The organism is Paracidovorax konjaci, assembly GCF_900112675.1.
Lineage (GTDB): Bacteria > Pseudomonadota > Gammaproteobacteria > Burkholderiales > Burkholderiaceae_C > Paracidovorax > Paracidovorax konjaci.
In genome coordinates this window covers 354584-380546 of sequence record NZ_FOMQ01000005.1, presented here as the reverse complement: position 1 = coordinate 380546, position 25963 = coordinate 354584, and the positions used below count along the sequence as shown (strand labels likewise).

The 25963-nt window shown below is 70.4% G+C and carries 20 protein-coding genes; 11 read left to right on the top strand and 9 right to left on the bottom strand.

Annotated elements, in window-relative coordinates; all coding sequences use genetic code 11:
• Nucleotides 1-77 precede the first annotated feature (77 nt).
• The 3 genes from BM144_RS10250 to BM144_RS10240 form a co-directional block, all read right to left on the bottom strand.
• Entirely contained in the window at nucleotides 78-1211 is a 1134-nt protein-coding gene (locus BM144_RS10250) for an ABC transporter substrate-binding protein (protein WP_092951779.1), read from the bottom strand.
• 171 nt (nucleotides 1212-1382) lie between these two features.
• Nucleotides 1383-2711 carry an aminotransferase class I/II-fold pyridoxal phosphate-dependent enzyme gene (locus tag BM144_RS10245; RefSeq protein WP_092951777.1) on the bottom strand — a complete coding sequence of 443 codons (1329 nt, stop codon included), beginning with the start codon at nucleotides 2709-2711 and terminating at the stop codon, nucleotides 1383-1385.
• Nucleotides 2712-2809: 98 nt separating this feature from the next.
• Nucleotides 2810-3247: a nuclear transport factor 2 family protein gene (locus BM144_RS10240; RefSeq protein WP_092951775.1), complete on the bottom strand. Its 438-nt coding sequence runs from the start codon at nucleotides 3245-3247 to the stop codon at nucleotides 2810-2812.
• Between the two features lie 94 nt (nucleotides 3248-3341).
• On the opposite strand from BM144_RS10240, the gene BM144_RS10235 reads away from it, so the two are divergent.
• The 5 genes from BM144_RS10235 to BM144_RS10215 all read left to right on the top strand — a co-directional run bounded on the left by BM144_RS10235 (nucleotide 3342) and on the right by BM144_RS10215 (nucleotide 12900).
• A complete protein-coding gene (locus BM144_RS10235; protein ID WP_092951773.1) occupies nucleotides 3342-4256 on the top strand; it encodes a LysR family transcriptional regulator in 915 nt (304 codons plus the stop codon).
• A 365-nt stretch (nucleotides 4257-4621) separates the two neighbouring features.
• Nucleotides 4622-6325: a 2-isopropylmalate synthase gene (gene leuA / locus BM144_RS10230; protein ID WP_092951877.1), complete on the top strand. Its 1704-nt coding sequence runs from the start codon at nucleotides 4622-4624 to the stop codon at nucleotides 6323-6325.
• A gap of 71 nt (nucleotides 6326-6396) precedes the next feature.
• On the top strand, nucleotides 6397-6915 hold the full coding sequence (locus BM144_RS10225; RefSeq protein WP_092951771.1) for a C40 family peptidase: 519 nt from the start codon (nucleotides 6397-6399) through the stop codon (nucleotides 6913-6915).
• Nucleotides 6916-7010: 95 nt separating this feature from the next.
• Complete coding sequence (locus BM144_RS10220) at nucleotides 7011-8141, top strand: 3-deoxy-7-phosphoheptulonate synthase (protein WP_245783614.1); 1131 nt, start codon at nucleotides 7011-7013, stop codon at nucleotides 8139-8141.
• Between the two features lie 244 nt (nucleotides 8142-8385).
• Nucleotides 8386-12900 (top strand): EAL domain-containing protein, encoded by a 4515-nt coding sequence (locus BM144_RS10215; protein ID WP_092951873.1) that lies wholly within the window; start codon nucleotides 8386-8388, stop codon nucleotides 12898-12900.
• Nucleotides 12901-14039: 1139 nt separating this feature from the next.
• Here BM144_RS10215 and BM144_RS10210 read toward each other — a convergent pair.
• Both BM144_RS10210 and BM144_RS10205 read right to left on the bottom strand, forming a co-directional pair.
• On the bottom strand, nucleotides 14040-14627 hold the full coding sequence (locus tag BM144_RS10210; protein WP_092951769.1) for an acyloxyacyl hydrolase: 588 nt from the start codon (nucleotides 14625-14627) through the stop codon (nucleotides 14040-14042).
• A 129-nt stretch (nucleotides 14628-14756) separates the two neighbouring features.
• Entirely contained in the window at nucleotides 14757-15347 is a 591-nt protein-coding gene (locus BM144_RS10205) for a Spy/CpxP family protein refolding chaperone (protein WP_092951767.1), read from the bottom strand.
• A 386-nt stretch (nucleotides 15348-15733) separates the two neighbouring features.
• On the opposite strand from BM144_RS10205, the gene BM144_RS10200 reads away from it, so the two are divergent.
• The 6 genes from BM144_RS10200 to BM144_RS10175 all read left to right on the top strand — a co-directional run bounded on the left by BM144_RS10200 (nucleotide 15734) and on the right by BM144_RS10175 (nucleotide 21726).
• Nucleotides 15734-16735: a recombination-associated protein RdgC gene (locus BM144_RS10200; protein ID WP_092951871.1), complete on the top strand. Its 1002-nt coding sequence runs from the start codon at nucleotides 15734-15736 to the stop codon at nucleotides 16733-16735.
• Nucleotides 16736-16954: 219 nt separating this feature from the next.
• A complete protein-coding gene (locus tag BM144_RS10195) occupies nucleotides 16955-18979 on the top strand; it encodes an FAD-binding oxidoreductase (RefSeq protein ID WP_139225688.1) in 2025 nt (674 codons plus the stop codon).
• A gap of 151 nt (nucleotides 18980-19130) precedes the next feature.
• Nucleotides 19131-19547, top strand: coding sequence for a DUF6152 family protein (locus tag BM144_RS10190; RefSeq protein WP_245783613.1), 417 nt, complete (start codon nucleotides 19131-19133; stop codon nucleotides 19545-19547).
• 38 nt (nucleotides 19548-19585) lie between these two features.
• Nucleotides 19586-20089: a DUF6644 family protein gene (locus BM144_RS10185; protein WP_092951763.1), complete on the top strand. Its 504-nt coding sequence runs from the start codon at nucleotides 19586-19588 to the stop codon at nucleotides 20087-20089.
• 45 nt (nucleotides 20090-20134) lie between these two features.
• A complete protein-coding gene (locus tag BM144_RS10180; protein WP_092951761.1) occupies nucleotides 20135-21388 on the top strand; it encodes a nucleoside recognition domain-containing protein in 1254 nt (417 codons plus the stop codon).
• 89 nt (nucleotides 21389-21477) lie between these two features.
• The gene (locus tag BM144_RS10175; RefSeq protein WP_092951759.1) at nucleotides 21478-21726 is read left to right on the top strand and encodes a DUF3297 family protein; all 249 of its coding nucleotides are present in this window, start codon (nucleotides 21478-21480) and stop codon (nucleotides 21724-21726) included.
• A gap of 120 nt (nucleotides 21727-21846) precedes the next feature.
• On the opposite strand, the gene BM144_RS10170 is transcribed toward BM144_RS10175, so the two are convergent.
• The 4 genes from BM144_RS10170 to BM144_RS10155 all read right to left on the bottom strand — a co-directional run bounded on the left by BM144_RS10170 (nucleotide 21847) and on the right by BM144_RS10155 (nucleotide 25882).
• Nucleotides 21847-22305: an STY0301 family protein gene (locus BM144_RS10170; protein ID WP_245783612.1), complete on the bottom strand. Its 459-nt coding sequence runs from the start codon at nucleotides 22303-22305 to the stop codon at nucleotides 21847-21849.
• Between the two features lie 11 nt (nucleotides 22306-22316).
• Entirely contained in the window at nucleotides 22317-22709 is a 393-nt protein-coding gene (locus BM144_RS10165) for a BPSL0067 family protein (RefSeq protein WP_092951755.1), read from the bottom strand.
• A 76-nt stretch (nucleotides 22710-22785) separates the two neighbouring features.
• A complete protein-coding gene (locus BM144_RS10160) occupies nucleotides 22786-23973 on the bottom strand; it encodes an acetyl-CoA C-acyltransferase family protein (RefSeq protein WP_092951753.1) in 1188 nt (395 codons plus the stop codon).
• A gap of 274 nt (nucleotides 23974-24247) precedes the next feature.
• Complete coding sequence (locus BM144_RS10155) at nucleotides 24248-25882, bottom strand: ATP-binding protein (RefSeq protein WP_092951751.1); 1635 nt, start codon at nucleotides 25880-25882, stop codon at nucleotides 24248-24250.
• Nucleotides 25883-25963 lie beyond the last annotated feature (81 nt).

Genomic DNA, 25963 nt, shown 5'->3' with positions numbered 1-25963 from the left:
AACGGCGCGGTGGAGAGAGGGCAGGGTCGGCAGACGCAACGCTGCCGTTCGCCGCGCGCCCCACCGCCTCCGCGCCGTCAGTAGCGGGCGCGCCCGCTGCTGTCGATGATCGCGATCTCGGTGAACAGGCTCCCCTCGCGGCGGCCGTTCTGGAACGAGAGGTCGAAGCCGCCCAGGTCCCAGCGCGGCGTGCGGTTGAGCACGTCGGCCAGCGCGCGGCCGTCCACCGCCGCGCTGCCGCCCCCGGCGGCCTTGAGGCCCTGGCCGATGGCCTTGGCGACCAGGAAACCCTCGAAGGTCGCGAGCGAGGAGACGCTCTCGGGCTTCTTCGCCGCGACCATGAGCTGGTGGAACTCGCGCACCACCGGAATGGACTGGCTCGACAGCGACGGGAACACCTGCGTGAGGCTCACGCCCCGGGCGCGCTCGGCCCCCACTTCCTGCACCAGCTTGGCCGGGTCCAGGTCGGAGATCCCCACCAGCTGGGCATGCCCGCCCGCGCTGCCGTAGGCCTGCACGAAGGCGCTGGCCGCCTTGTGGCCGGCCACCATCACGATCACCTGCGCATCCACGCCGCGCAGCGTGCCCAGCGCGGGCTGGATGTCCGAAGTGGTGCGGTCGTAGGGCGCGGAGGCGACGAGCTTGAGCTTGCGCTGCTCCAGCGCCGCCTGCAGCGCGGCCAGGCCCGTCTTGCCATAGGCATCGTCCTGGTAGAGCGCCGCGAATTTGGTGATGCCGATGGCGCCCGCCATCTGCGCGACGATCTTGACGATCTCGGTGGAATACCCCGCACGCACGTGGAACACGAAAGGGTTCACGGGCTCGCGGATCACCTGCGATCCGGACCGGGTGGGGAACAGCGGCACGCCCGATTCCTGCGGGATCCTGGCCTCGATGAGCGCCTGCGTGTTGCTGGTGGCAAAGGAGATCAGCGCCGCGGGCTTGGCCGCCAGCAGCTTGCGCGCGCCGGCCACGGTCTTTTCGGGCTTGAACTCATCGTCTTCCAGCATCAGCCGCACATCGCCGCGGTGGACCTCCGCGAAATACGTCTCGACCCCCAGGGCCACCTGCTTGCCCACTTCGGCGGCGGTGCCACCCGTGAGCGGCACCACCATGCCCACGGTGACCGGACCGGCGGCCTGCGCGGCGCGCAGCGCCCACGGCAGGGTGAGCGAGGCAGCCAGCCCCTGTGTGAAGACTCGGCGATGCATGGAAGCGCTCCTTGAATGGCGGATCGGGCCGGGGCGCGGGGAGGGGGCCTTCCACGGAAGCTGGAAGGCCAGACCCCGGCAAAACCCGCATCGTAGTGTTTTGTTACGACACTGTGGAGCGTGTGGCGCCTTTCGGACAACGCCCCCGGCCCTGCGTCCGCCGCCGCCGCGTCAGAACACCGCGCGCCCGGGCAGCGGGGCGAGCGCCGCCGCCAGATCGCGGGCCAGCGGCCCGACCTCGTCGCCCTGCAGGCCCCCCAGGCTGAGGCGCACGGCCGGGGCGCTGGCGATGCGAAAGGGCGCACCCGCCTGCGCCGCCCAGCCCCGGGCCGCCAGCGCGGCCAGGACGGACGTTTCGCTCTCCACCGGCACCCAGACGTGCAGCCCCTCGCCGCCCACCGCCGGCAACGGCACCTGCGCCTGGGGTTGCGAGCGCAGCGCGAACTCCAGCGCATGCCGCCGGCGCGCATAGGCCTGGCCCGCCCGCGCCAATTGGCCCGCGGCCTCCGCATTCCGCCACAGCCCCGCCGCCAGCGTCTGCAGCAGCCGGCTGACCCAGCGCGGCCCCGCGGCCTGCTGCGCGCGCAGTGCCTGCATGAGCGCGGGCGGCCCGGCCGCCAGCGCCACCCGCAGGTCGGGCCCGAGGAACTTGCCCGCCGAAAGCACATAGAGCCAGAGCGGAGGCAGCGCGCCAGCCGGCACCAGCGGCTCCTGGCTGAGCGGCCCCCAGTGGTCGTCCAGGATGCACAGCAAATGCGGGCGGGCCAGCAACAACCGGCGCAGCGCACGCCAGCGCGGCTCGGACAGCGCGCAGCCGGTGGGGTTGTGGGCCCGCGGCGTGAGCACGATCGCGGCGCAGCCGTCCAGCACCTCGGCCGGCGGCACCAGGACGCCCTGTGCATCCATCGGCAGCGGCACGGGCTTGAGCCGCAGCGACTGCACCAGCGCGGCCATCGGGGGCCAGCACGGATCCTCGAGCGCCACGCGGTCGCCCGCGCGCGCATGCAGGCGCAGCGCGCGCTCCACCACGTCCAGCGTGCCCGAGTACACGCCCGTCGCCTCGGCGGGCAACCCCTGGCGGGCCAGCCAGTCGTGCGCAACCTCGCGCCAGGCCGGCGCCTCGGCCGGCCCGCCATAGCCCTCGCCGGAGAGCAGACCCGGCCACGCATCGGCGCGCAGGCGCGGCAGCAGCGCGGTGTCCACATCGCCGCCCGCCAGATCGCGCAGGCCGGCGGGCAGGGCCGGTATCGGCATCCCTTCGCCGCCCGGCAGCGGCTCCGCGACGCGGGTGCCGCGCCGGCCATCCGTCTGCAGCCGCCCGGCATCGCGCAGGCGGGCGTAGGCCGCAGCCACCGTGTTGGGATTCACGCCCAGGCGGTCCGCCAGCGTACGGACCGCCGGCAGCGCATCGCCCGGCACCATCGCGCCGGAACGGAGGCTTTCCTCGATGCTGGCGGCAATCTGCGCCGCCGACGCCCCTTCGATCGACCATGATTTCATACGAAATTGTACTGTTCTAGTACAAAGTTCCTTTTGTATGGAATCTGCCGCAGCCAGGGTGTATTCGCAGCGTCGTTCGGTCGATGCCGCGGGAATGTTCAGGTGCCGGCCTGGACCGGATCGGGCGCGTATTTGTCGCCCACCTGCGTGCGCAGCGGATGGGTGTCGTAGACGATGTGCATGTGCTGGATGCGGTCGCTGCCGCCGGCAAAAGTGAACACGTCGACGCAGGTGAATGTCAGTTCCCGGCCGTCGTCCAGCGTCCAGTCGTAGCGGAAATAGGCCGCCACGCGGACCCGCTCGGCGGCCGGCTCCGCCGATGCGAACAGGTCGATGGGCGTGATCACGCTCGCAGAAGACGATTGCGCGAGCCGCGGAAAGAAAACCTGCGCCGGCAGGGTGCCCAGGAAGGGGGAATGCACGGTTCCGTCGTCCTCGAAGCAGGCCACCAGCCCGGCGGTATCGCCCGCATGCAGGTGGGAGAGGTAGGTGCGGACGGTAGCGAGCGGCTGTGGCTGCGGCTGCGGCTGCGGCATTTGGTGGCCCTTTCTGTTCTGTGTTGCCGCACAGCATTCCCGAGCAGTGCAGTCACGGCAAGCGGGGGGCGGGCCCGATATATAAACATTGCTTATGTATCTGCGCCATCTCGAATACCTGCGGGCCGTGATCGAGCACGGCTCCTTTGCCGCAGCAGCCCGGGCGTGCGGTGTCTCGCAGCCCGCGATCAGCCACGGCATGCATGCGCTGCAGGGCCGCTTCGGCGCGCCGCTGCTGGAGCGGCAGGGCCGGCGGCGGGTACCGACCGACCTCGCGCGGCAGGTGGCAGCCACCTCGCGTTCCGTGAGCGAGCGCATCGATGCCCTGGCAGCCGGGGCCGCTCCGAAGGCCGGCCCGGCCGCCGCCCGCGTGCTGCGCTGCGGCGTGACGCCGTCCGCTGCCCTGGTGTGCGGGCCGGCGCTCTACGCGCACTGGTGCGAAGGGCGCCCGCGGCGCTCGCTGGAGATGGTGTCCGCCGACGAGGGGAGCCTCTTGGCCGCCCTGCTGGAGCGGCGGCTCGATGCGGTGATCGCGCCGCTGCCCCGGGGTTTCGACCCTCCAGGCACGCTGCGGCATCGGCTCTACGCGCTGGCCCCCCGGATCTATGCCCGGCGGGACCATCCGCTCGCCCGGGCACGCTCGCTGGCGGAACTGGAGGGCGCGGCCTGGGCCCGCGTGGAGCCCAGCACCCGCGGGCCGGTGGACGTGCTGTCGGAGGCGCACCGGGTCCGCCGCCTGCAGCCGCCCCGGGTGGCCGCCCGGTGCCCGGATTTCGCCAGCATGCTGCAGATGGTCGCGCACACCGATCTGCTGGCCGTGGTGCCCCACCCCGCATTGCTCGGAGGCCAGGACCGGCAGCTCGTGCCCCTGCGGTTGCGCGAATCGCTGCCGCTCTACGAGATGTGGCTGTTCGAGCCCGCAGGCCGGTCCTCGGCCCTGGCGGCCGCACTGCGCGAGCAGCTGCATGTTTCCGGCGACGACACGGCCACCGGCGCAAGCGCGGCCTGACGCCGGTGTTTACCGCGCGACAGGGCCTGTGCTAGCATGGCCCCTCGTTTTCCGACACCCCATGCAACGCAGCCACCTTCTATCGACCCTAGCTCTAGGCCTAGTGCCTGGCCGGGGTCTGCCTGCGTTTGCTTCCCCCGTTGCCCGCTGAACCGACACCCGTCGCCAGCCCGCGCAACACCGACGTCCCCCTGACCCCGGCCCACGAACCAGCCTCCACGCGAGTGGAGGGCTGCAGGGAACGTCGCACCGGTTTTTCTTCTTCTTCCTGTTGATCCTGCCGTGGCGGCACCGTTGCCGTCCCACCACCGCCCTGGGGCGGTGGCCCGCCCGGCAGGCACCGTTTCGTGGAGCCTCCCATCATGATGACCGCCAAGCCCGCCACCAAGTACCAGCCCATCGCCCCCGTCGCCTTGCCCGACCGCACCTGGCCCTCCCGTTCCATCACGCAGGCGCCGATCTGGCTCTCCACCGATCTGCGCGACGGCAACCAGGCCCTGTTCGAGCCGATGAACGGCGACCGCAAGATGCGCCTCTTCGAGGAACTCGTGCGCATCGGCTTCAAGGAGATCGAGGTGGGCTTTCCTGCCGCGTCGCAGACCGATTTCGATTTCGTGCGCCGCCTCATCGAAGAGGACCGCATCCCCGACTACGTGACGCTCATGGTGATGACGCAGTCGCGCGAAGACCTGATCGAGCGCACGGTGCAGGCCGTGCAGGGCGCGCCGCGCGCCATCGTGCACCTCTACAACGCCACCGCCCCCGCCTGGCGGCGCATCGTGTTCGGGATGAACGTATCGCAGGTGATGGCGTTCATCGACCACCACGTGTCCTTCCTCAAGCGGCTCACCGACGCGCAGCCCGGCACGGCGTGGACCCTGCAGTATTCGCCCGAGACCTTCAGCGCCACCGAGCTGGACGTGTCGCTGCGCGCCTGCCAGACGGCCATCGCGGCCTGGAACGCGGGCCCCGGCCGCCCGATCATCATCAACCTGCCGACCACGGTGGAGAACGCCACGCCGAACGTGTTCGCCGACCAGATCGAGTGGATGCACCGCCGCCTCGCGCCGCGCGAGCACATCGTGCTCTCGGTGCACCCGCACAACGACCGCGGCACCGGCGTGGCCGCCGCCGAGCTGGCGATGATGGCCGGCGCCGACCGCGTGGAAGGCTGCCTCTTCGGCAACGGCGAGCGCTGCGGCAACGTGGACATCGTGACGCTCGCGCTCAACATGTACACGCAGGGCGTGCACCCGAACCTCGATTTCTCCGACATCACGCACGTGGCACGCGTGGCCGAGGAATGCACCTCGCTGCCCGTGCACCCGCGCCACCCCTATGCGGGCGACCTCGTGTTCACCGCGTTCTCCGGATCCCACCAGGACGCGATCAAGAAGGGCTTCGCGGCGCAGGATCCGCAAGGACTCTGGGAAGTGCCGTACCTGCCCATCGACCCGGCCGACGTGGGCCGCAGCTACGACAGCGTGATCCGCGTGAACAGCCAGTCGGGCAAGGGCGGCATCGCCTTCCTGCTGGAGCGCGAACGCGGCGTGGTGATGCCGCGCCGCCTGCAGGTGGAGTTCAGCGCCGTGGTGCAGCGCGCCACCGACGCGAGCGAGGGCGAGATGGATGGCGATGCGCTGTGGGACCTCTTCTCCCGCACCTACATCGCCGCGCCCGCCCAGGGCACGGCTGGCGCGCTCACGCTGCACGGCCAGCGCCTGGAGGAAGACGGGCAGGGCATCGCGCTCGACGTGACCATCGACGGCGTGCGCCAGACCCTGCAGGGCCGCGGCAACGGCCCGATCGATGCCACGGTCGATGCGCTCGGCCTGCCGATGCGCGTGGACCACTACGAGGAACGCGCCACCGGCGCCGGCGCCGGTGCGCAGGCGCTCGCCATCGTGGAAGCCGCACTGGAAGGCGTGCCGGGCGCCACCTTCGGCGTGGGCCTGGACCACAGCATCGTGAGCGCATCGGTGCAGGCCGTGGTGGCGGTGGCCAACCGGCTGATCGCGCGCCGCGGCGCGAAGGCCGGCACGGCGGAGGCTGCGCCCGCCGAGGCCTGAAGACGGCAGTGCCCGCCGCACAAAGCCCCGGGGCGGCGGCGGGCTCCATGCTTGGGTTAACCTGCGGCGCCATGCAGATCGAGCCCCTCCCCGCCCCCCGGGACCCAGCCCGCAGGGCCGCGCTCATCGCCGCGGCGCTGGTGCTGTCCGCGTGCGGCTCGGCGCCGCCGCGCACGCCCCGCGGCGGCGGCGCCGCGTACCCCGCGTATTCCCGCCTGACCCCCGAGCAATCGAGCGACATCGCCATCCATGCGATGGGCCTGGTCGGCACGCCGTACCGCTACGGCGGCAACACGCCCGAGGGCGGCTTCGACTGCAGCGGCCTGATCGGCTACGTGTACCGCAGCCTGGCCGGCGTCGCGCCGCCGCGCACCGTGGCGCAACTGAGCGACTTCGGTGCGCCCGTGGCGGCCGACGAGGCGCGCACCGGCGACCTGGTGGTCTTCGGGTCCGGCCGCCCGACGCACGCAGGCATCGTCGTGGAAGGCGGCCGCTTCGTGCACGCGCCGTCCACGGGCGGCACGGTGCGCCTGGACCGGTTCAATTCGGGCTACTGGTCGCGGCAGCCCACGGCATTCCGCAGACCCTGAGGGTTCGGCGCCCCCTGCGGCGTCCGCTGGCCTGGGGCTGGCGGGTTCGGGCCCGCGCAGGGGACTGCCGGCCGGGGGCGCGACAATCGGCGCCCATGACCACGACGAATTCCTCCGGCGCCCCGGTGCCCCATGCCCACCGCGCCGCGCAGCGGCCGACCACCCTCGACACGACCCGCATCGACGACACGCGCATCAAGGCGGTGCGCCCGCTGATCACGCCCGCGCTACTGCAGGAATGGCTGCCCGCGCCGGACGCGGCCCAGGCGCTGGTCGAGTCGAGCCGCGCGGCGCTCTCGCGCGTGCTGCACGGGCAGGACGACCGGCTCATCGTGGTGGTGGGGCCATGCTCCATCCACGACCACGGCCAGGCCATGGACTACGCGCGCCAGCTCAAGGCGCATGCCGACCGGCTGGCCGGCGAACTGCTGGTGGTGATGCGTGTGTATTTCGAGAAGCCCCGCACCACCGTGGGCTGGAAGGGCTACATCAACGACCCGCACCTGGACGGCAGCTTCGCGATCAACGAGGGGCTGGAGATGGCGCGGGCGCTGCTGCTGGACGTGCTCGCGCTCGGGCTGCCCGTGGGCACCGAGTTCCTGGACCTGCTCTCGCCACAGTTCATCAGCGACCTCGTGAGCTGGGGCGCGATCGGCGCGCGCACCACCGAGAGCCAGAGCCACCGCCAGCTCGCGAGCGGCCTCTCGTGCCCCGTGGGTTTCAAGAACGGCACCGACGGCGGCGTGAAGGTGGCCTCCGACGCGATCCTCGCGGCCCAGGCCCCGCACGCGTTCATGGGAATGACCAAGATGGGCCAGGCCGCGATCTTCGAGACGCGCGGCAACCAGGACTGCCATGTGATCCTGCGCGGCGGCAAGCAGCCCAACTACGCCGCCGCCGATGTGGAAGCGGCCTGCGCGATGCTGCAGGCCTCCGGGCTGCGCGGGCAGGTGATGGTGGACGTGTCGCACGCCAACAGCAGCAAGCAGCACCGCCGCCAGATCGACGTGGCCGCCGACGTGGCAGCGCAGATCGCGGGCGGCGACGCGCGCATCACCGGGATCATGATCGAGAGCCACCTGCAGGAAGGCCGCCAGGACATCGTGCCCGGCCAGCCCCTGCAGGCCGGCGTGTCGGTGACCGACGCGTGCATCAGCCTCGCGCAGACGGTGCCGGTGCTCGACGGCCTGGCCGACGCGGTGCGGACGCGGCGCACGCGCCGCTGAAGCGCGCCCCGGTCGCCCGGCTGTTGTTTTCTGGGCGGATTCCACGTTTTCGTGGAACCGGTCAGCGGGTGGGCCGGTGTAGCATTCGGAAACATCCGCGCCTTTCCGTGCTGCCCCGGCACGGGTGGCGCGTCCACGCCACCCCACCCCGTCCTCGCCCAACCATGCAGGTGCCGCCGCCACTGCTTCCGACACCGCCCCGCCCGGGGCGCCGGACCCCGTGCGGCGGGCCGGTGCACTGACCATGGGCTCCCGTTCGGACACGGTCTGCCGGCGCCTGGACGCGCTGCATGCGTGCGCCGTCCTCGACACCGCCACCGAAGAGTCTTTCGACCAGCTCGCCCGGCTGGCCGCGCATCTGTGCGGCGCGCCGCTGGCGGCCATCGGCTTCGTGGACGCCGACCGCGAGTGGTTCAAGGCCAGCGTCGGCATGCCGGTCGCGTCGCTGCAGCACCTCGCCGGCGCGCATGCGCTGTGCGCGCTGGCGCAGGACGGCCGGCTGGCGCAGGTGCAGGACGCGAGCACCCACCCCGTGCTGCGCGACCATCCGCTGGTGCAGGGGCCGCCCCGCGTGCGCATGGCCGCCTGCATGCCGCTCGCCACCGCCGAAGGGCTGGTGCTGGGCGCCGTGGTGGTGATGGACACCTCCCCGCGTGCCCTGCAGGGGGCACAGCTCGAAGCCCTGCAGGCCATCGCCAGCCAGGCGATGGCGCTGCTGGAAGTGCGCCGCCAGCGCCGCAGCATGGCCCGCCGCGCGCAGGACCGCGCGCTGTCCGAGGAGCGCTTCCACCTCGTGGCGCGCGCCACGGCCGATGCGATCTGGGACTGGAACCTCACCGACGATTCGATGTGGTGGAACGAGGGCATGGAGACGCTCTTCGGCGTGCCGCTGCAGACGCTGCCGCACGACAGCACCTCCTGGACCCAGCGCCTGCACCCCGACGACAGCGACATGGTGCTGGAGGGCATCCATGCGGCCATCGAGGGCACGGCGCGCCACTGGACCGACGAATACCGCTTCCGCCGCCAGGACGGCAGCTATGCCTGGGTGCGCGACCGCGGATTCGTGATCCGCGACGACGAGGGCCTGGCCATGCGCATGGTGGGCGGCATGACCGACATCAGCGCCCAGAAGCAGAGCGCGCTGCAGGCGCAGCGCGACGCGAGCGCCCATGCCGAGCTGGTGCGCGTGCAGCAGCGCATGAGCGCGCCCGACCTGCCTCTGGACGAGGTGCTGCAGCTGGTGGCGCGCACGGCCATGGACCTGGCCGATGCCCACGGCGCGATGGTGGTGCTGCGCGAGGGCGACCGGCTTCGCGTGCGCGCGAGCATCGGCCGCCACGCGGCCCCGCTGCACGAGATCCGCCCCGTGCTGGGCTACCCGCTGTGGCACCAGCTCGAATCGGGCGAGACCGTCCTCCACGGGGACGGCAAGCATTCGCTGGCCCATGCCTCGATGGCCACCGACGGCGGCCGGCACGGTGCGCTGTCCTTCGTCGCCGCACCGCTGCGCGCGGGCGAGACCGTGCTGGGCATGCTCAAGGTGAACGCCGATCCGCTGTTCACCTTCTCGCAGCGCCACGTGGCCTATGTGCAGATCCTGGCCGAATCGCTGGGCGCGATGCTGCAGCTGCGCAGCTATGCCGCGCAGCTGAGCGCTTCCGAGCAGCAGTACCGCGCGCTCTTCGATGCCCATCCCCAGCCCATGTGGGTCTACGAGCGCGGCAGCCTGCGCATCCTGGCCGTGAACCGGGCGATGGTGCGCCATTACGGCTACAGCGAGGCCGAGCTGCTGCGCATGACCACCGTGCAGTTCTGGCCCGAGGAGGACCGGGCCGCCAACGAGCTCGAGGCGCGCGCGCTGGCGCCCGGCGTGCGGCGCGACGCGGTCCACCGCCGCCACGTCAAGAAGGACGGCACCTTCATCGACATGGAGGTGTACGCGGGCGACATCACCTTCAATGGCCTGTCGGCTCGCCAGGTGCTGGCCACCGACGTGACGCAGCGCATGCGCGTGGAGCGCGAACTGGCGCGCGTGGGCACCGTGCAGCGGCTGCTGAGCGCCTGCAACGAGGCCCTGGTGCGCGCCACCGGCGAGGCGGCGCTGCTCTCGGAGGTGTGCCGCATCGCCCGCGAGGTGGGCGGGTTCCGCAGCGCCTGGGTGGGCATGGTGCGCCGCTGGAACGCCGCGGGCGCCGAGCGCCAGAGCATCGAGCCCGTGGCCTGGTCGGGCCTCACCACCGTGGGCGTGGAAACATTGCGCCCCATCGGCGCCCCGGGCGCGCCCTGGACGCCGCACAGCCCCGGCCCCTCGGGCGAGGCGCTGCGCAGCGGCCGGCCCGTGATCGTGCACGACGTGCAGCGCGCGCCCCTGGCCGACGTGTGGGCGCGGCCGCTCGCGCAGCTGGGCCTGCCGGCCGTCATCAGCCTGCCGCTGCGCGATGCCGAGCAGGTGTTCGGCCTGCTCACCCTCTACCCAGAGACGGTGCTGGAGACCGGCGCCGAAGAGGCCGAGCTGCTCCAGCAGCTCGCCAACGACATCGCCTTCGGGCTGGGCAGCTTGCGCACGCGCCAGGACCAGCAGCGCCTGCAGGCCGTGGTGCTCAAGGCCGCGGCCGCCGTGTCGGCCAGCACCGGCACCCAGTTCTTCAAGCAGCTCGCCAGCCACATGTGCGACGCGCTGGGCGCACAGGCCGGCTGCGTCACGCGGCTGCTGCCGCAGCCGGCGGGGCAATTGCCGCGCGCGGTGACGCTCTCGCGCGTGGAGGAGGGCGTGGTCCAGCCCAACGCCGAATACGGGCTCGAAGGCACACCGAGCCTGCGCCTCGTGAACGAGACCGAATGCGTCATACCGCACGGCATCGCCGAGCTGTACCCCAGCTCGCCCGTGGCGCGGCTGGGCGCGCAGGCCTACGTGGGCCTGCAGCTGCGCGACACCGAAGGCCGGGCCATCGGGCTGATCTTCGTCGTCTTCCGCGAGCCCCTGCAGCAGCCGGGCATGGTGGTTTCCACGCTGCGCATCTTCGCGGCGCGGGCCGCCGCCGAGATGGCGCGCCAGGCCTCGGACGCGCACATCCGGCGCCAGGCCTCGCTGCTGGACAAGGCGCGCGACGCGATCATCGTGCGCGACCTCGACCACCGCATCACCTTCTGGAACGAAGGCGCCGAGCGGCTCTACGGGTGGAAGCGCGAGGAGGCGACCGGCCAGTCCATCGCCACGCTGCTCTACCAGGACACGCAGGAATTCCTGCGCGCGACCGGCACGACGCGCAAGCAGGGCGAGTGGACCGGCGAGATCGTGCAGTTCCACCGCGACGGGCGCCGCCTGGACGTGGAGGGCCGCTGGACGCTCGTGAAGGGCGAGCAGGGCCAGCCGGACGCCATCCTCGCGATCAACACCGACATCGGGCAGCGCAAGGCCACCGAGCGCGAGATCCAGCGGCTCGCGTTCTACGACTCGCTCACCGGCCTGCCCAACCGCATGCTGCTCATGGACCGCATGCGCCAGGCGCTGGCCACGGCGCAGCGGCGCCGCCAGGGCGGCGCGCTGCTGTTCATCGACCTGGACAACTTCAAGACCCTCAACGACACCCTGGGCCACGACCAGGGCGACGTGCTGCTGCAGCAGGTGGCCGCGCGCCTGAACACCTGCGTGCGCTCGGTGGACACCGTGGCCCGCCTGGGCGGCGACGAGTTCGTGGTGATGATCGAAGCCCTGAGCGCGCGCCCCGAAGAGCTGGCCATGAGCGCCCGCACCGTGGGCGAGAAGATCCTGGCGGTGCTGGCCACGCCCTACGTGCTGCAGGGCTACCACTACCGCAGCACGCCCAGCATCGGCGTGGCGCCGTTCAGCGATGCGCGCGCCACCACCGTGGGCGAGCTGCTCAAGCAGGCCGACCTGGCCATGTACCAGGCCAAGACCGCGGGCCGCAACACGCTGCGCTTCTTCGACCCGGGCATGCAGGCCGTGGTCACGGCGCGCGCCGAGCTGGAAAACGACCTGCGCACCGCCCTGGCGCGCGAGCAGTTCGCGCTGCACTACCAGCCGCAGGTGGACCACCAGGGCCGCGTCACCGGCGTCGAGGCGCTGGTGCGCTGGCCGCATCCGCAGCGCGGCATGGTCTCGCCCGGCGAATTCATCCCGCTGGCCGAGGAGACCGGCCTCGTGCTGCCGCTGGGCCGCTGGGTGCTGCACACGGCCTGCGCCCAGCTCGCGCGCTGGCAGGGCGAGCCCGGCCGGGCGCACCTCAGCATGGCGGTGAACGTGAGTTCGCGGCAGTTCCACCACGAGGCCTTCGTGGACGACGTGGCGCGCGCCATCGCCATGACCGGGGCGCCCGCCGCCCGCCTCAAGCTCGAACTCACCGAGAGCCTGTTCGTCGAGGACATGGAAACCACCATCGCCACCATGTCGGCGCTGCGCGCGCACGGCGTGGGCTTCTCGCTGGACGACTTCGGCACCGGTTACTCGTCGCTCAGCTACCTCAAGCGCATGCCGCTCGACCAGCTCAAGATCGACCAGAGCTTCGTGCGCGACCTGCTGACCGACCCGAACGACGCGGCCATCGTGGACACGATCATCGCGCTCTCGCGCAGCCTCGGGCTGGACGTGATCGCCGAGGGCGTGGAGACCGCCGAGCAGCGCGAGCGGCTGGAGCGCGCGGGCTGCCTCGCCTACCAGGGCTACTTCTTCAGCCGGCCGCTGCCCGTGGCGGCCCTCGAAACCTTCCTGGCGGACGCCCGGCAGCCTGCGGCCTGACCGCCTGACGGGGCCTGGCCCGGCCGCGCGGGCAAGCCGGGGCCTGGCCCGCCGCCTCAGAGCGCCGTCCAGGGCCGAACCCCTCCGCCCCACTGCCCCCCCTCAGGCAGCGCTTGTCAGGCCCTCCACGGCCCTCCCATGCCCTGCAGAAGCGCCGCGTGGATCTCCAGGCCTCTGGCCCATCCCGTGGCACCGATCCCCTGGGATTCCCCTGTCTGCCCGGCGACGCGGATGCATGCCCGTCCTGCCCGGACGGATGCCCCGGCGCTCTTCTCCTGTTTTCTTCTTGATGTCTTTATAAAAACATAGTCGTAGTAGTAAGCACCGCCCCGTTCTGTGGACAACCGGATTTTTCCGTTGCGCGACAAGGGACTTGGCTGTGTGCCAACCCTGTGGGTGGGTGGGGGCTGCCGCTGTCCATCCGGCGGGGACAAATCCCGGAAACGGTCCGCTGCTGTGGACAAGCGGCCGGTTGTGCGGGAAATGTCCCCAGACTTGTCCTGGGAAGGGCCTGCCGCAGGGGTTGGGGATGAAAAGCCCTCCATGCCGCCGGATCCATTCGATAGTTTGCTATCAAAAATATAGTGAACGGCGGCAACGCGCCCGGTCGTGGGGGCCGCCGGCCTGGCCCGGCACTCCGTGGCCAGGCCGGCGGGCGCCCGGGAAAGTACCCGCGCCAGCCCGGCCGGTGTACGCCAAACGCGCCCCAGACCGCCTCCCTTTCCACACCCCGCCAGACGCTGCCGTCTCCATCCGGCCGGGGGAAGGTGTCTTTCGCCTTTCCCAACCCTCCAAGGCGCCCCGGTGTCCGGATGTTCTGTTATTCCTCTAAGGCTTTTATCAATCCATAGGAATAGTAGTAAGGGCACCCACTTCGTGTGGACAAGCGGCTTTTTCCCAATGCGGGCGCGGACTTGGGGTGCTCGGAACCCTGTGGTGGAAGGTCGGGTGACGGCGCGCGCCCGGCGATAACAACTTCGGCCATCGGCCCGCGGCTGTGGATAAGCCCGCAGTTGCTCCGCAAGCATCCCCAGCGTTATCCACAGGCGGGGCTGCGGGCGGCGATGGCAGCGGGCACAAAAAAGCCCCGCGGTGCGGGGCTGGAGGGGAAGGCGGCAGGGCGCAGGGGCCCGGGCGGGTCAGAAGTGGTACGCGTAGCGCACCTGGAGGAAGTTGTCGCCCGGGTTGGGCTTCTTGATGCCGGCGTTGGAGAGGTGCTGCACCCGCAGCATCACTTCGTGCTCGCGCCGGGCACCCAGGCTGTAGCCCAGGCCCAGGTGGGTAGCGAAGTTGTAGCGGGTGCTGAATTCCTTCTCGGGCGTGTGGAAGCGCTTGTCCATGTAGGTCACGCCGACGCCGCCCTCCCAGAAGAAGGCCGAGCGGCCGTTGTCGGGGCGCAGGCGGAAGGTGGGGGTCACGCCGACCAGGGTGGTGTGGCTCGCGCCGCCCGGCACCGCATCGAACGACCAGCGGCTGGCGTAGATGTCCCAGTAGCCGCGCACCTCGTGGCCCAGGAGTTCGCTGCGCCAGGAAGCCCAGGGCAGGGTGACGCCCACGGTGGCGGAGTCGGTCTGGTGCTCGGCCCAGCCTCCCTGGACGTAGACCGAAGGGGTCGGGGCGTTGGCGGTCTGTGCCTGGACGCCGAGGGCGGCCGTGGCGGCCAGCATGAAAAAAGCGCTCCGGGCCGCCAGGGCGGCGCGGGAGCGCTTCGTGAATGGATGAGGCATGTTGTGAATTCCCAGTTTTGTACGCGACCGTGAGGTTACACAATCCGTGTAACCCACTGTAGGACAGGGTCTGGGAGCCTCCATGTAGGCGGCAACCGCGTCAACAGCGGCCGCCGCCCATGGTGGGCATCAACGCGACGCGGGGGGAGCGGGCGGTGCCGGAGCGCGCTCGCCGTGGGCCCCATGGCCGCCGGGCTTGCCGTCCCGCCCGGGGCGGCCGTCCTTGCCGCGCATGCCGTCGTGGCCATGCATGCGCCGGCTTTCCTGGTCGAACACCTTCTGCTGCGCCGGGTTGAGCGCGGCGTAGAAGGTCTTCACAGCGTCGTCGCGGCGGTCGGCCTCGGCGCTGCGCTGGGCGCGCAGGGCCCGCATGCGGTCGATGCGCTCGGGCGTGGTCAGTTGGTCCAGGCCCTGCGCATCCAGGCGGGCCGGGCGCGGGCCCTGCGGCTGCATGGCGGCGGTGAAGGCGTCCCAGGCCGGCTGCTGCGCCGGCGTGAGCTGCAGCTTCTGCTTGAGGGCCTCGGCGTGCCGGGCCATGCGGGCCTGGCGCTCCTCGGGGCTGGGCATGCGGTGCGGGCGCTCGGCGCCCGGCGCGGCGGCGCCGGCGGGGGGCGGTGCCACGGGGGCGGGCTGGGCGAAGGCCGGCACGGCCAGGGCGGCCATCAGGGCGGCGGCAGCGGTGGCGGAAGCGATGCGTCGTTGCAGGAAACGGGCGGTCATGGAGGTGTCCTTTCGTGCCCCGGGGGGCGTTGCCGTCGCGGTAGGTTCGTGCGGCGGTTGAAGGCAGTGTCGGCGGGCCATGTTTCGGCCCCATGAGGGGTGCGTATGGCTGTGTAAAGTTGTTGCGGGGTTTTGTTGCGCTGCCGGAGCGATTGGGGCCCGGGCGAGCACCATGCCGCCGATTCCATTGAATAGTTTGCTATTGAATCAGGAGCGATCGGGGAGAAAAGCCCCCCGCGCCGGGCCGCCCGGGCCGCCCGGGCGGCCCCGGGCCGGCAGCGGGCCGCGTGCAGCAACGACAATGGCGGCCCTCGGCCGGCACCGCTGCCGGCGCGCGCCCGGGCCCTTTGCCCATGGCGGGCGCAACGCACCAAAGGAATCTCCCCGTGTTCAAGAACATGATCGTCTACCGCATCGCCGAATGGCATGCGGAGCTGCCGCAACTCGAAGAAGCCCTGGCCCGTACCCCGTTCGTGGAATGCGGCGCCACCCAGGAAAAATCCGTCGGCTGGGTCCCGCCGCGCGGCGACGCCCACGGCGCGCTCGCCGAATCGGTGGGCGGGCACTGGATCCTGCGCTTCATGGCCGAATCCAAGATGCTCCCGGGCTCGGTGCTGGCGCGCCGGGTCAAGGAGAAGGCCGCGCGCATCGAGCGCGAGACCGGCCGCAAGCCCGGCAAGAAGGAAACCCGCGACCTGAAGGACGAGGCCAAGCTCGACCTGCTGCCCATGGCCTTCACGAAGCAGGGCTCGATGTGGGTCTGGATCGATCCCGAGGCGCGCCTGCTGGTGCTGGACACCGGCAGCCAGGGCCGCGCCGACGAGGTGGTCACCCTGCTGGTGGAAGCGCTGCCGGGCCTGTCGGTCTCGCTGGTGGACACGCAGACCGCGCCGCAGGCCGCGATGGCGCACTGGCTCAAGGAGCAGGAGCCCCCCGTGGGCTTCAGCGTGGACCGCGAGTGCGAGCTGAAGAGCGCCGACGAATCCAAGGCCGTGGTGCGCTACGCCCGCCACCCGCTGGACATCGACGAGATCCGCGAGCACATCGCCGCCGGCAAGCTGCCCACCAAGCTCGCGATGAGCTGGGACGACCGCGTCGCCTTCGTGCTCACCGAGGGGCTGCAGATCAAGAAGGTGTCGTTCCTCGACACGGTGTTCGAGGGCCGGGGCCAGGACGACAGCGGCTTCGACACCGACGTGGCGATCGCCACCGGCGAACTCTCCAGGATGATCCCGGACCTGATCGAGGCGCTGGGCGGCGAGGGGCGCACCGGCCTGGACGGCCCCGCCGCCGTGCCGGGCGCCCGCGCCGATGCCCCTGCCGCGCCTGCAGTAACCGCTGCGGCTGCCGCCACAGCCGGGGCGGAGGACGACGACGCGCCGTTCTGACCACCGCCGCCCCTGCGGCGGCTCCGCCTCTAGGCCCCCAGCCAACCGGCTGCGGGGCCTTTTCTTTTTGGGGGAGGGGCCGGGCCCGCGCTCCGGGTTTTCACAAGGATTAAGGCGCGGCTCAGAAGCCTTCAGCCCCGCCGGGGGCCATCGCTGCAAGACTGCGCCCTTCTTTCTCCCCTTCCATCCAACCAGCCGGCCCAGTGCCCGGGAGCGACCATGGCGACGACCCCCTCCACCCCTCCGTCCTTGGACAGCGCCCGCATGTCCGCACTCGTGCAGACCGCCGCGCAGGGGGGCCTGCTGGCCGCCTGGTCGGACTACCTGCAGGATGTCCGGACCGCCCTCGCGCAGGGAGCGCCCGCGCCGCTCATCACGCTGGCGCAGGTGCAGGCGCTGGCGCAGGCCGACCCCGAGCTGGCCGCCCGGGTGGGCGGCGCGGTGCAGGGCGCGGTCCGAGGCGGTGCCGGCCCGGTGGCCACCGTGCGGGCTGCTGCTGCTGCTGCCGCTGCGGATGCGCCGGCCGCGCCGCCGGCCTCCCTGCTCTCCCCGAGCGATTTCCTGGAGGGCAACGGGCAGCCGGTCGATCGGCTGTCGGACCTGGCCTTCCAGAACTGGGGGCGCACGGTGTCCAGCACGCCGGGGCTGACCTGCTTTCCCAAGACCCGGGCGGGCGTGCAGTCGATCGTGCGGTGGGCCGCGGCCAATGGCCGCAGCGTGCGCTGCGCCGGCTACCGCCACACCTGGACCTCGCTGTACGCGGAGGACGGGGAGGTGCTGGTCTCCCTGCTGCCGCTGTCGGTGGCGACCCTGCTGCCCGCCTCCGAGCCGCCCATCGACCCCACCAACGAACTCCAGGGCATCGCCATCACCGGCTACGTGCAGGACCAGGGGGTGCGCAAGGCGCTGTGCCGCATCGGCGCCGCCACCACCAACGAGCAGTTCCGGCAGTGGTGCCTGAGCGCGCAGGGCGGCCAGTGGGATTGGACGCTGCCGCTGAACGTCATCATGGTGGAGATCACCTTCGGCGGCAGCAATGCACCGGTCTGCCATGGCGCCGGCTGGGACAACCAGACGCTGAGCGACCTGGTGGCCGAGATCGAATTCGTCAATGCCCGCGGCGAGCTGCAGACCGTCAGCGACCCGGCGCTGCTGCGCTCCGCGGCAGGCGCGTTCGGCCTGCTGGGCGTGGTGACGGCGCTCACGCTCAAGCTCGACCCGATGAGCTACGCCGCGCTGGCGCCGCGCCGTGAACGGCTGGCCCTGTCGGTGCCGCCGCCCGAGGGCTTCGCCGTGCCGCCCCAGGTCGACATGTCCGGCATCACGCCGCAGGACCTGGCGGCCGCGCGCGCCGACTTCGTCTCGCGCTGCGAGACCGACTACTACGCCGAATGGTTCTGGTTCACCTTCCAGTCCGACTGCTGGATCAACACCTGGAAGAACGACGGCCGGCGCCAGGACGCCGTCGATTACCCGAGCCCCCTGGAAACCCGCGCGCAGGAACTGCAGGAATACCTGGCCGGCCTGCTGATCGACACCCCGCTGTTCCAGGCGCTGCCCCAGGACATGCAGGCCAAGCTGCTGGGCGACAGCGCGATGGCCTTCCTGCCCACCGAGGGCGCCACCACGCCGCTCATCGACGGGCTGCATTTCCGGCGCGGCATCCAGAACATGCGCGTGCTGGACATGGAGTTCGAGATCCCCATCCCCGAACGCGCGGACCAGCCGGGCCTGCCCGACTGGAACCTCTGCCAGCGGGCCTGGTGGGATGCGATCGCGGTCATCTACGGGGTGTTCGCGTCGCAGGGCATCGCGCCGATGCGCCTCACGCTGGAGATGCGCATCATGGGCGGCTCCGGCATCACGCTGGCGCCCCAGCGCGGCAATGACTTCGGCACCTGCTCGATCGAGATGCTCACCACGCTGAACACCGATCCGGGCGAGTGGGCGCAGCTCATGCAGCAGATCACCGACGCCTGGGCGCGCTACACGGACGCGCAGGGCCGCCCGCTGAACATCCGGCCGCACTGGGCCAAGCAGTGGCAGGGCCTCAGCCTGCGCGGCCAGCCCATCGAGGACTACCTGCGCACGGTGGCCTACGCCGACCAATGGCCGGTGTTCGGCCACGACCTCGCGGCCATCGCCAGCGCGGGCGGCTATACGGTCGCCGACATGCGCGAGCGGTTCTCGAACCCGCTGATCGACCGCGTGTTCGCCCCCGCGTTCCAGGCCTCCGCCGCCTGACGCCTCTGCGGCGGCGCGCCGACCGGACGCCCCTGCCGGCCCCGGGGGTTTGCGCGGGCGCCCGTCTGGCGGCACGATGGGCGCCCCGGCTGACTGCCAGCCAGCCAGCCGGCCCTTCCGTTCCTCGTCTTTCCTACCGAAGGTGCCTTCCATGTTCCATCCGCCACCCCCGTCCTCCCGCCGCCTGCGCCTTGCCGCCGGGGCCTGGTTCGCCGCGGCCTGCCTGGCCGGGCCGGGCCTGCTGCCCGCCCATGCGCACCATGGCTGGTCCTGGGCCGAGGAGGCGCAGTCCGAACTGTCCGGCACCGTGCAGCGCGTGGAGCTGTCCCCGCCGCATCCGTTGCTGGACGTGCGCGCGGCCGACGGCACCGTCTGGCGCGTGGAGCTGGGCAACCCCGTGCAGACCGAGCGCTCGGGCTTCAACGCCCAGTCCGCGCGCGCGGGCGACACGGTCAAGGCCGTCGGCAACCGTGACAAGGACGCCACGAAGCACCGCATGAAGGCCGTGCAGATCGAGGTGGGCGGCAAGGCCTACGTGCTCTACCCCGAGCGCGTCCAGAAGCGCTGACCCCGATCGATCCGATCGATGCGACCGCCCCGCCGCTGATGGATGTCCCGCAGCTCCCCGCCGGCCTGCTGCCCTGGCTGCAGGCACTCGCCGGCTGGCCGCCCGCCGCGTGGCTCAAGGCCTCGGGCACGGCCTACCTGGTGGTGAATGCGGTGCACATCGCCGCGCTGGGCCTGGGCGTGGGCACGGCCCTGCTGCTGGACCTGCGCCTGCTCGGGTGGATCGGCCGCGCGCTGCCGCTCGCGGTGATCGGGCCCTTCCTCTCGCGCGCGGCAGCCGCGGGGCTGTCGGCCGCGGTGGCGACGGGGCTGTGGCTCTTCGCGGTTCGCCCCGTGGACTACGCGCAGAACCCGGCCTTCCTGGCCAAGCTCGCCCTGCTGGCACTGGCGTTGGCCAACGTGGCTGCCATGCACTGGGGCGGGCGCTGGGCACGCACGCTGCAGGCGGGGCGGGCCGGCCCCCTGGCCCGGGCACAGGCCGCCGCCTCGCTGGTGCTCTGGCTGGGCGTGGTGCTGGCGGGGCGCTGGATCGGTTTCCTGTAGGCAAGGCGCGGCCCCAGCCCCGGGCCTGCGGCTACCATCGCCCCCATGGCGCTCAACTGGGTCTGGATCGGCTTCTTCACCATCGCGTTCGCGACCGCCGCCGTGCGCTGGGCCCTCGGCGATGCCGACATCTTCCAGGCGCTGCTGGCGGCGATGTTCACGGCCGCGCGCTCGGGCTTCGAGATCTCCCTGGGGCTCGCGGGCGTGATGGCGCTCTGGCTGGGCCTGCTGCGCGTGGGCGAGCGCGCGGGCATGGTGGAGCTGCTCGCACGCGCGGCCGCGCCGCTGCTGCGCCACCTGTTCCCCGGCGTGCCCCAGGGCCACCCGGCCCAGGGCGCGATGACCATGAACCTCTCGGCCAACCTGCTGGGGCTGGACAACGCGGCCACGCCGCTCGGCCTCACGGCCATGCGCGAGCTGCAGTCGCTGCACACCGGCCCGCGCGACGAGGCCAGCAACGCGCAGATCATGTTCGTGGTGATGAACACGGCCGGGCTCACGCTGATCCCCACCTCGGTCATCGCGATCCGCCAGAGCACGGCCCTGCAGCAGGGCCTGGGCCCGGGCTTCAACGCGGCGGACATCTTCCTGCCCACGCTGGTGGTCACCTTCGTCTCCCTGCTCGCGGGCGTGCTGGCCGTGGGCCTGTGCCAGCGCCTGCCGCTCTGGCGCCCGCGGCTGCTCCTGCCCGTGGTGGCCGTGGCCGGCCTGCTGGGCGCGGCCGTGTGGGCGCTGGGCCGGCTGCCGGCCGAGCAGGCCGCCCGCATCGTGGGCACCACGGGCGCGGCAGTGGTGCTGGGCGTGGTGCTGCTCTTCATCCTGGCGGGTGCGGTGCGCCGCATCAACGTGTACGACGCCTTCATCGACGGTGCCAAGGAAGGCTTCGGCGTGGCCGTGCAGATCGTGCCCTACCTCGTGGCGATCCTCGTGGCCATCGGCGTCTTCCGCGCGGCCGGCTGCATGGATGCGCTGATGGCCGCCATCGGCGCGGGCGTGGCGGCGATGGGCTGGGACACCGCCTTCCTGCCGGCGCTGCCCGTGGCGCTCATGCGGGTGCTCTCGGGCGCGGGCGCGCGCGGGCTGATGATCGACGTGATGCAGGTGCACGGCGTGGATTCGTTCGCCGGCCGGCTGGCCGCCATCGTGCAGGGCTCCAGCGAAACCACCTTCTACGTGCTGGCCGTGTACTTCGGCAGCGTGGGCGTGAAGCACACACGCCACGCGCTGGCCTGCGCGCTGCTCGCCGATGCCGCGGGGCTGGCGGCGGCCATCGCGGTGGGCTACGCGATGCTGCGGTGAGGCCGCCGCGGCGCAGGGCTTCGGGCCGCGCGGCGGCGGTTTCCTGGAGAATCCACGCTTTTCGTTCCACCCAGCCAGAGAGCTTTTCCGTGACCGACGCAACGCAACGCCCCGAACTCCCCGACCACCTCTCCATCGACCCGCGCAGCAAGTTCCACCTGCCGGCCGTGTTCGAGCACGACATCGGCATCCGCTTCAACGGCAAGGAGCGCTTCGACGTGGAGGAATACTGCGTGAGCGAGGGCTGGATCAAGGTGCCCGCGGGCAAGACGGTGGACCGCAAGGGCCGGCCGCTCATGATCACCCTCAAGGGCGCCGTGGAAGCGTTCTACAAATGAAAAAAGCCGGTCATGCCGGCGTTTTCATTGAATAGTTTGCTATATAAATGATAGCGAACGAGCGGGTGCCGGCGAGGGGATCGGCGGGCACCTTTTGCGCCTTGGCCCGGCACGCGCCCGTCACTCGCACTGGAACTGCGTCTGCAGGGCAGGCGGATTCTTCGTCGTGCTCGATGTGGACGTGCAGCGCTTGGCTGCATCGTCTACGCGCCGTACCACGCGCACCGTTCCGCCTGCGTAGTCGCACGAGATGAACTTGCCTTCGGGATAACTGCCCTCGAATTCCCAGACGGCGCGGTTACCGCCTTTGCCTTTCGTGGTCGCGGTCGGCATCAGCGCCCCCGCCTGTTCGGGAGGGCCGCTGAATACATTGCTGCCACTGAGAGGGAGAGGGGTACGGTCCACGGAGAGAGTGGTGCCGGTGGGCAAACCCGAGGCTTCCAGGTGAGCAGAGGACAACTGGATGGAAGCAGGGCATGCCAGGGCCGTGGGAGACGGTGTTGCTGCAAGGCTCGCCTGTGTGAACAAGGCCATGCTGGTGAGTATTGCGCAGGATATTCTTCGGCTGCCGATGGGCATGGAGTTCTCCTTCATTCGATCACCGAATAGGCGCTGGCATTGTTGCTGGGATCGGTGTACTGCCCGTCCTTGCGTTGTCCTACCGGACGGATGTAGCGCATGGAAATTTTGGGCTTCCTGTCGTCGTCCAGCCACTGGTCCATGATCCGTATTCCACCCGCATCCTGCGATACGAAGAAAGCGGCGTGATTGCCGGTGGGGAGGTTGCCGTACTTGCCGGCCTTGTTGAACGTGGCGATCGCCGTTCCTTTCTTGATATTGGCGTTGCCGAAGACGGTTTCTCCCGGCTTCCACGAACTGGTATGCGGCAGGTGGGCGTAGTGCTGCAGCAAGGCCACGCAATGCTTGCTCCCCACTTTGGGTTTGTTGTTCAGCGAATCGACGTCTTGGTAGATGTAGGGCATGGGCCGGTCGTGCGGAAATGCGGACAGGCGATGCTAGGGGGATGCGGGCCACTTCTTCCCGCTGTTTCCAACAGTTTCAAACGCGTTCGAAAATCGCCGCGATGCCCTGTCCGCCGCCGATGCACATCGTCACCAGCGCATAGCGCCCGCCCGTGCGGTGCAGCTCCGCGATGGCTTTGGTGGCGATGATCGCGCCCGTTGCGCCCACGGGGTGGCCCAGGGAGATGCCCGAGCCGTTCGGGTTCACGTGGGCCGGGTCCAGGCCCAGCTCCTGGATCACTGCGCAGGCCTGGGCGGCGAAGGCTTCGTTGGCCTCGACCACGTCCAGATCCTGCACCGACAGCCCCGTGCGCTGCAGCACGGCGCGCGTGGCCGGCACCGGGCCGATACCCATGTAGGCCGGGTCCACGCCGGCATGCGCATAGCCCACGAGGCGTGCGAGCGGCCGGGCACCCAGGGCCGCGGCGCGGTCGCCGGCCACCAGCACCAGCGCGGCAGCGCCATCGTTGATGCCCGACGCATTGCCGGCCGTGACCGTGCCGCTCTCCTTGCGGAAGGCGGGCTTCATGCCCGCCAGCGCCTCCACCGTGGTGCCCGCGCGCACGTGCTCGTCGGTATCGAACACCACCGTGCCCTTGCGCGAGGCAATCTCCACCGGGACGATCTGCTCCTTGAAATGGCCGGCGGCGATGGCCGCCGCAGCGCGCTGCTGGCTCGCGGCCGCCAGCTCGTCCTGCATGGCGCGGCTGATGCGGTAGCGCTCGGCCACGTTCTCGGCCGTGATGCCCATGTGCATCTTCTGCCAGGGGTCGTGCAGGATGCCGAGCATGTAGTCGATGCTCGTGGCATCGCCCATGCGCGCGCCCCAGCGCGAAGCGGTGTCGAAATAGGGGCCGCGGCTCATCGATTCGGAGCCTCCGCCGATGGCCACATCGCAATCGCCCAGCGCGATGGCCTGCGCCGCCGAGACGATGGCCTGCAGCCCGGAGCCGCAGAGCCGGTTCACGTTGAAGGCCGGCGTCTCCACCGGGCAGCCCGCATCGATGGCAGCCACGCGCGCGAGGTAGGCGTCCTTCGTGTCGGTGGGGATCACGTTGCCCATCACCACATGGCCCACCGCATCGGCCGCGATGCCGCTGCGCGCGAGGGCCGCCTGCACGGCGGTGGTGGCCAGGCGGGTGTTGGGCACGTCCTTCAAGGCGCCGCCGAAGGAGCCGATGGCGGTGCGGGCGGTGGCGGCGATGTAGATGTCGCGGTGGGTCATGGTTGCGGGTCCTTCAATCAAAGAAAAAGCGGAAAGGGTCGATTCCGCCTTTGTAGCCGTGCCTGCGATGGCCCAAAGGTGCCATCGGGGCACGAAGCGGCTGGCTTCAAGCGATGGAATGGGCCGAAAGTGATCGTTGATCGGCCCCCGGGCAGCCAGGCACGGAGCCCGGGCGCCCTCGCTCGTTAAACCTGCCGGGTTTTATAAGTCATTGATTCACAAAGTGATTTCTAGAAGAAATCCAAAGCTTTAACCTTTTGGGTTAAACCCTGGTTTAAACAGCTTCATCTGCCAGATGCCAGCGGGCCCAGCGCCTCTGGCCAACGACGCGTATCAATCCTTCGTTGCGCAACTCATCCAGCAGCTTTTGCACCGCCTTGATGGTGAGCGAGGGCAGTACTTGGCGGAATTCACTCAGTGGTGCACCAGCCCCACGTTGATCTTTGAGGTGTTGCAACAACAGAGCCTTGTTGGTGCCGTGGTCCAGGCCCCGTTTCCGGGTGTAGGTGCCTCTGCTGCCCAGCGTCGCATACAGCGCGGCGGCCAGGATGTACCTGGCAGTTTTTCCCCGGCCCATCACTTCCACCACACCCGCCTCTGCCAGTGTGGGCAGGCGTTCCTGCAACTCAGGAGTCAAAGGGCGGTTTTGCTCCAGGCGTTCCAGTGCCAGGTAGTCGAGCGTTGAAAAACTGCGCAGTCTCTCTTCTCCCAGCCGCTCCATGAATCGCACAAATGCCGGGTTGCGAATGCCGCCCTCCAGTGTGAGCCGTACCTCGTGCACAGCGGTGCCTGCAAAGCTGGGCAGGGGTTTGCCCTGGCGCACGGCGCTTTCCATCATCAGGTTGAGGCCCTGGCCTGACCGCTCGATCAAGCCGCAGCGTGCTAGGGCCTCGGCCAGGCGGCGATTGCGCGGATTTTGCTGGTCGATGATGTTTTCGGGTGTGATGCCGGGTGGCAGGCCCCCAGGGCTCACCACCTCCAGCCGCTTGGCAAATTGCCGCACGAAGATCGAACCTCCCAGGCGATAGTCCCGGTGGGCGACCGCATTCAGGATCGCTTCGCGCACGGGCACCTCGTCGAAAGTGGGCAAGTCCATGCGAAAGAAATCGTCCTGATAGCTTTGCCGGTCGTTGCGCAGTGTGATCTTTTTCCACAGTGCATCTTGCCAAGCAAAGAAACCTGCGCGGTATTCCTCCCGGTCGGCTGCCGGTCCCGCTGCTTCGGACGAGCGGTATTCGAACACCAGCTCAGCCTGGGCCAGCCACCGGGTAAGGCCTGCGCGCGTGCCAAACAGGATGAGTGCGGCATAGCTCACCTGGTCGCCCTCCACCAGCAGTTCGGCATCGCGCAGCGTCTGCTGATCGCTCAGGTCGAGTCTGCGCAAGTCGCCGCCCTTTTTGGCCCAGCGCTCGCGAAACAGCGCGATGGAACCGGGCTCCAGATCCGCCAGCGTGGCACCGGGGCAGGGTTGGGCTGAAAAGTCTGGCCCGGTCTCGGCAAAGATTTCGCTTAGTTCCGGCCCCTTCAGTGCTACGAGGTCGTCACCCGCCCTTTTCAAATATTGACCGTCAATCTCCCACGCCGTGCCCGGCAATCGGGCAGGGACATGCACTATCACTACGCGACCCTCGGGCAAATGAAGTTCTTCGACAGGAATGCGATGTCCCAGCCGTTGGTGCAAGCCTGCCTCTGTGCGTTCTGGGGCTTCAAAGGCCAGCGAACCTACGATGCGCCGTGGCCGCTGGTCCGTCACGCCCAGCACCATGGTGCCGCCACCTTCATTGGCCAGGGCCACGCAGTACCTGAGCAGCTTTTCGAAGTCGTAGCGCTGCTTGGCTTCCTTGAACTCCAGGCGTCGGCCTTCGGGTTCGAGCAGCCACTGTTGGAGCTGGGCAAGAGAAGTGGGCATGGCGGCAGTGAGGTGGGATGCAGCGGAGTTTAGAGATTCCCATGACATTGCCACGCCCGGGCACCGCCGGCGATGCGCGGC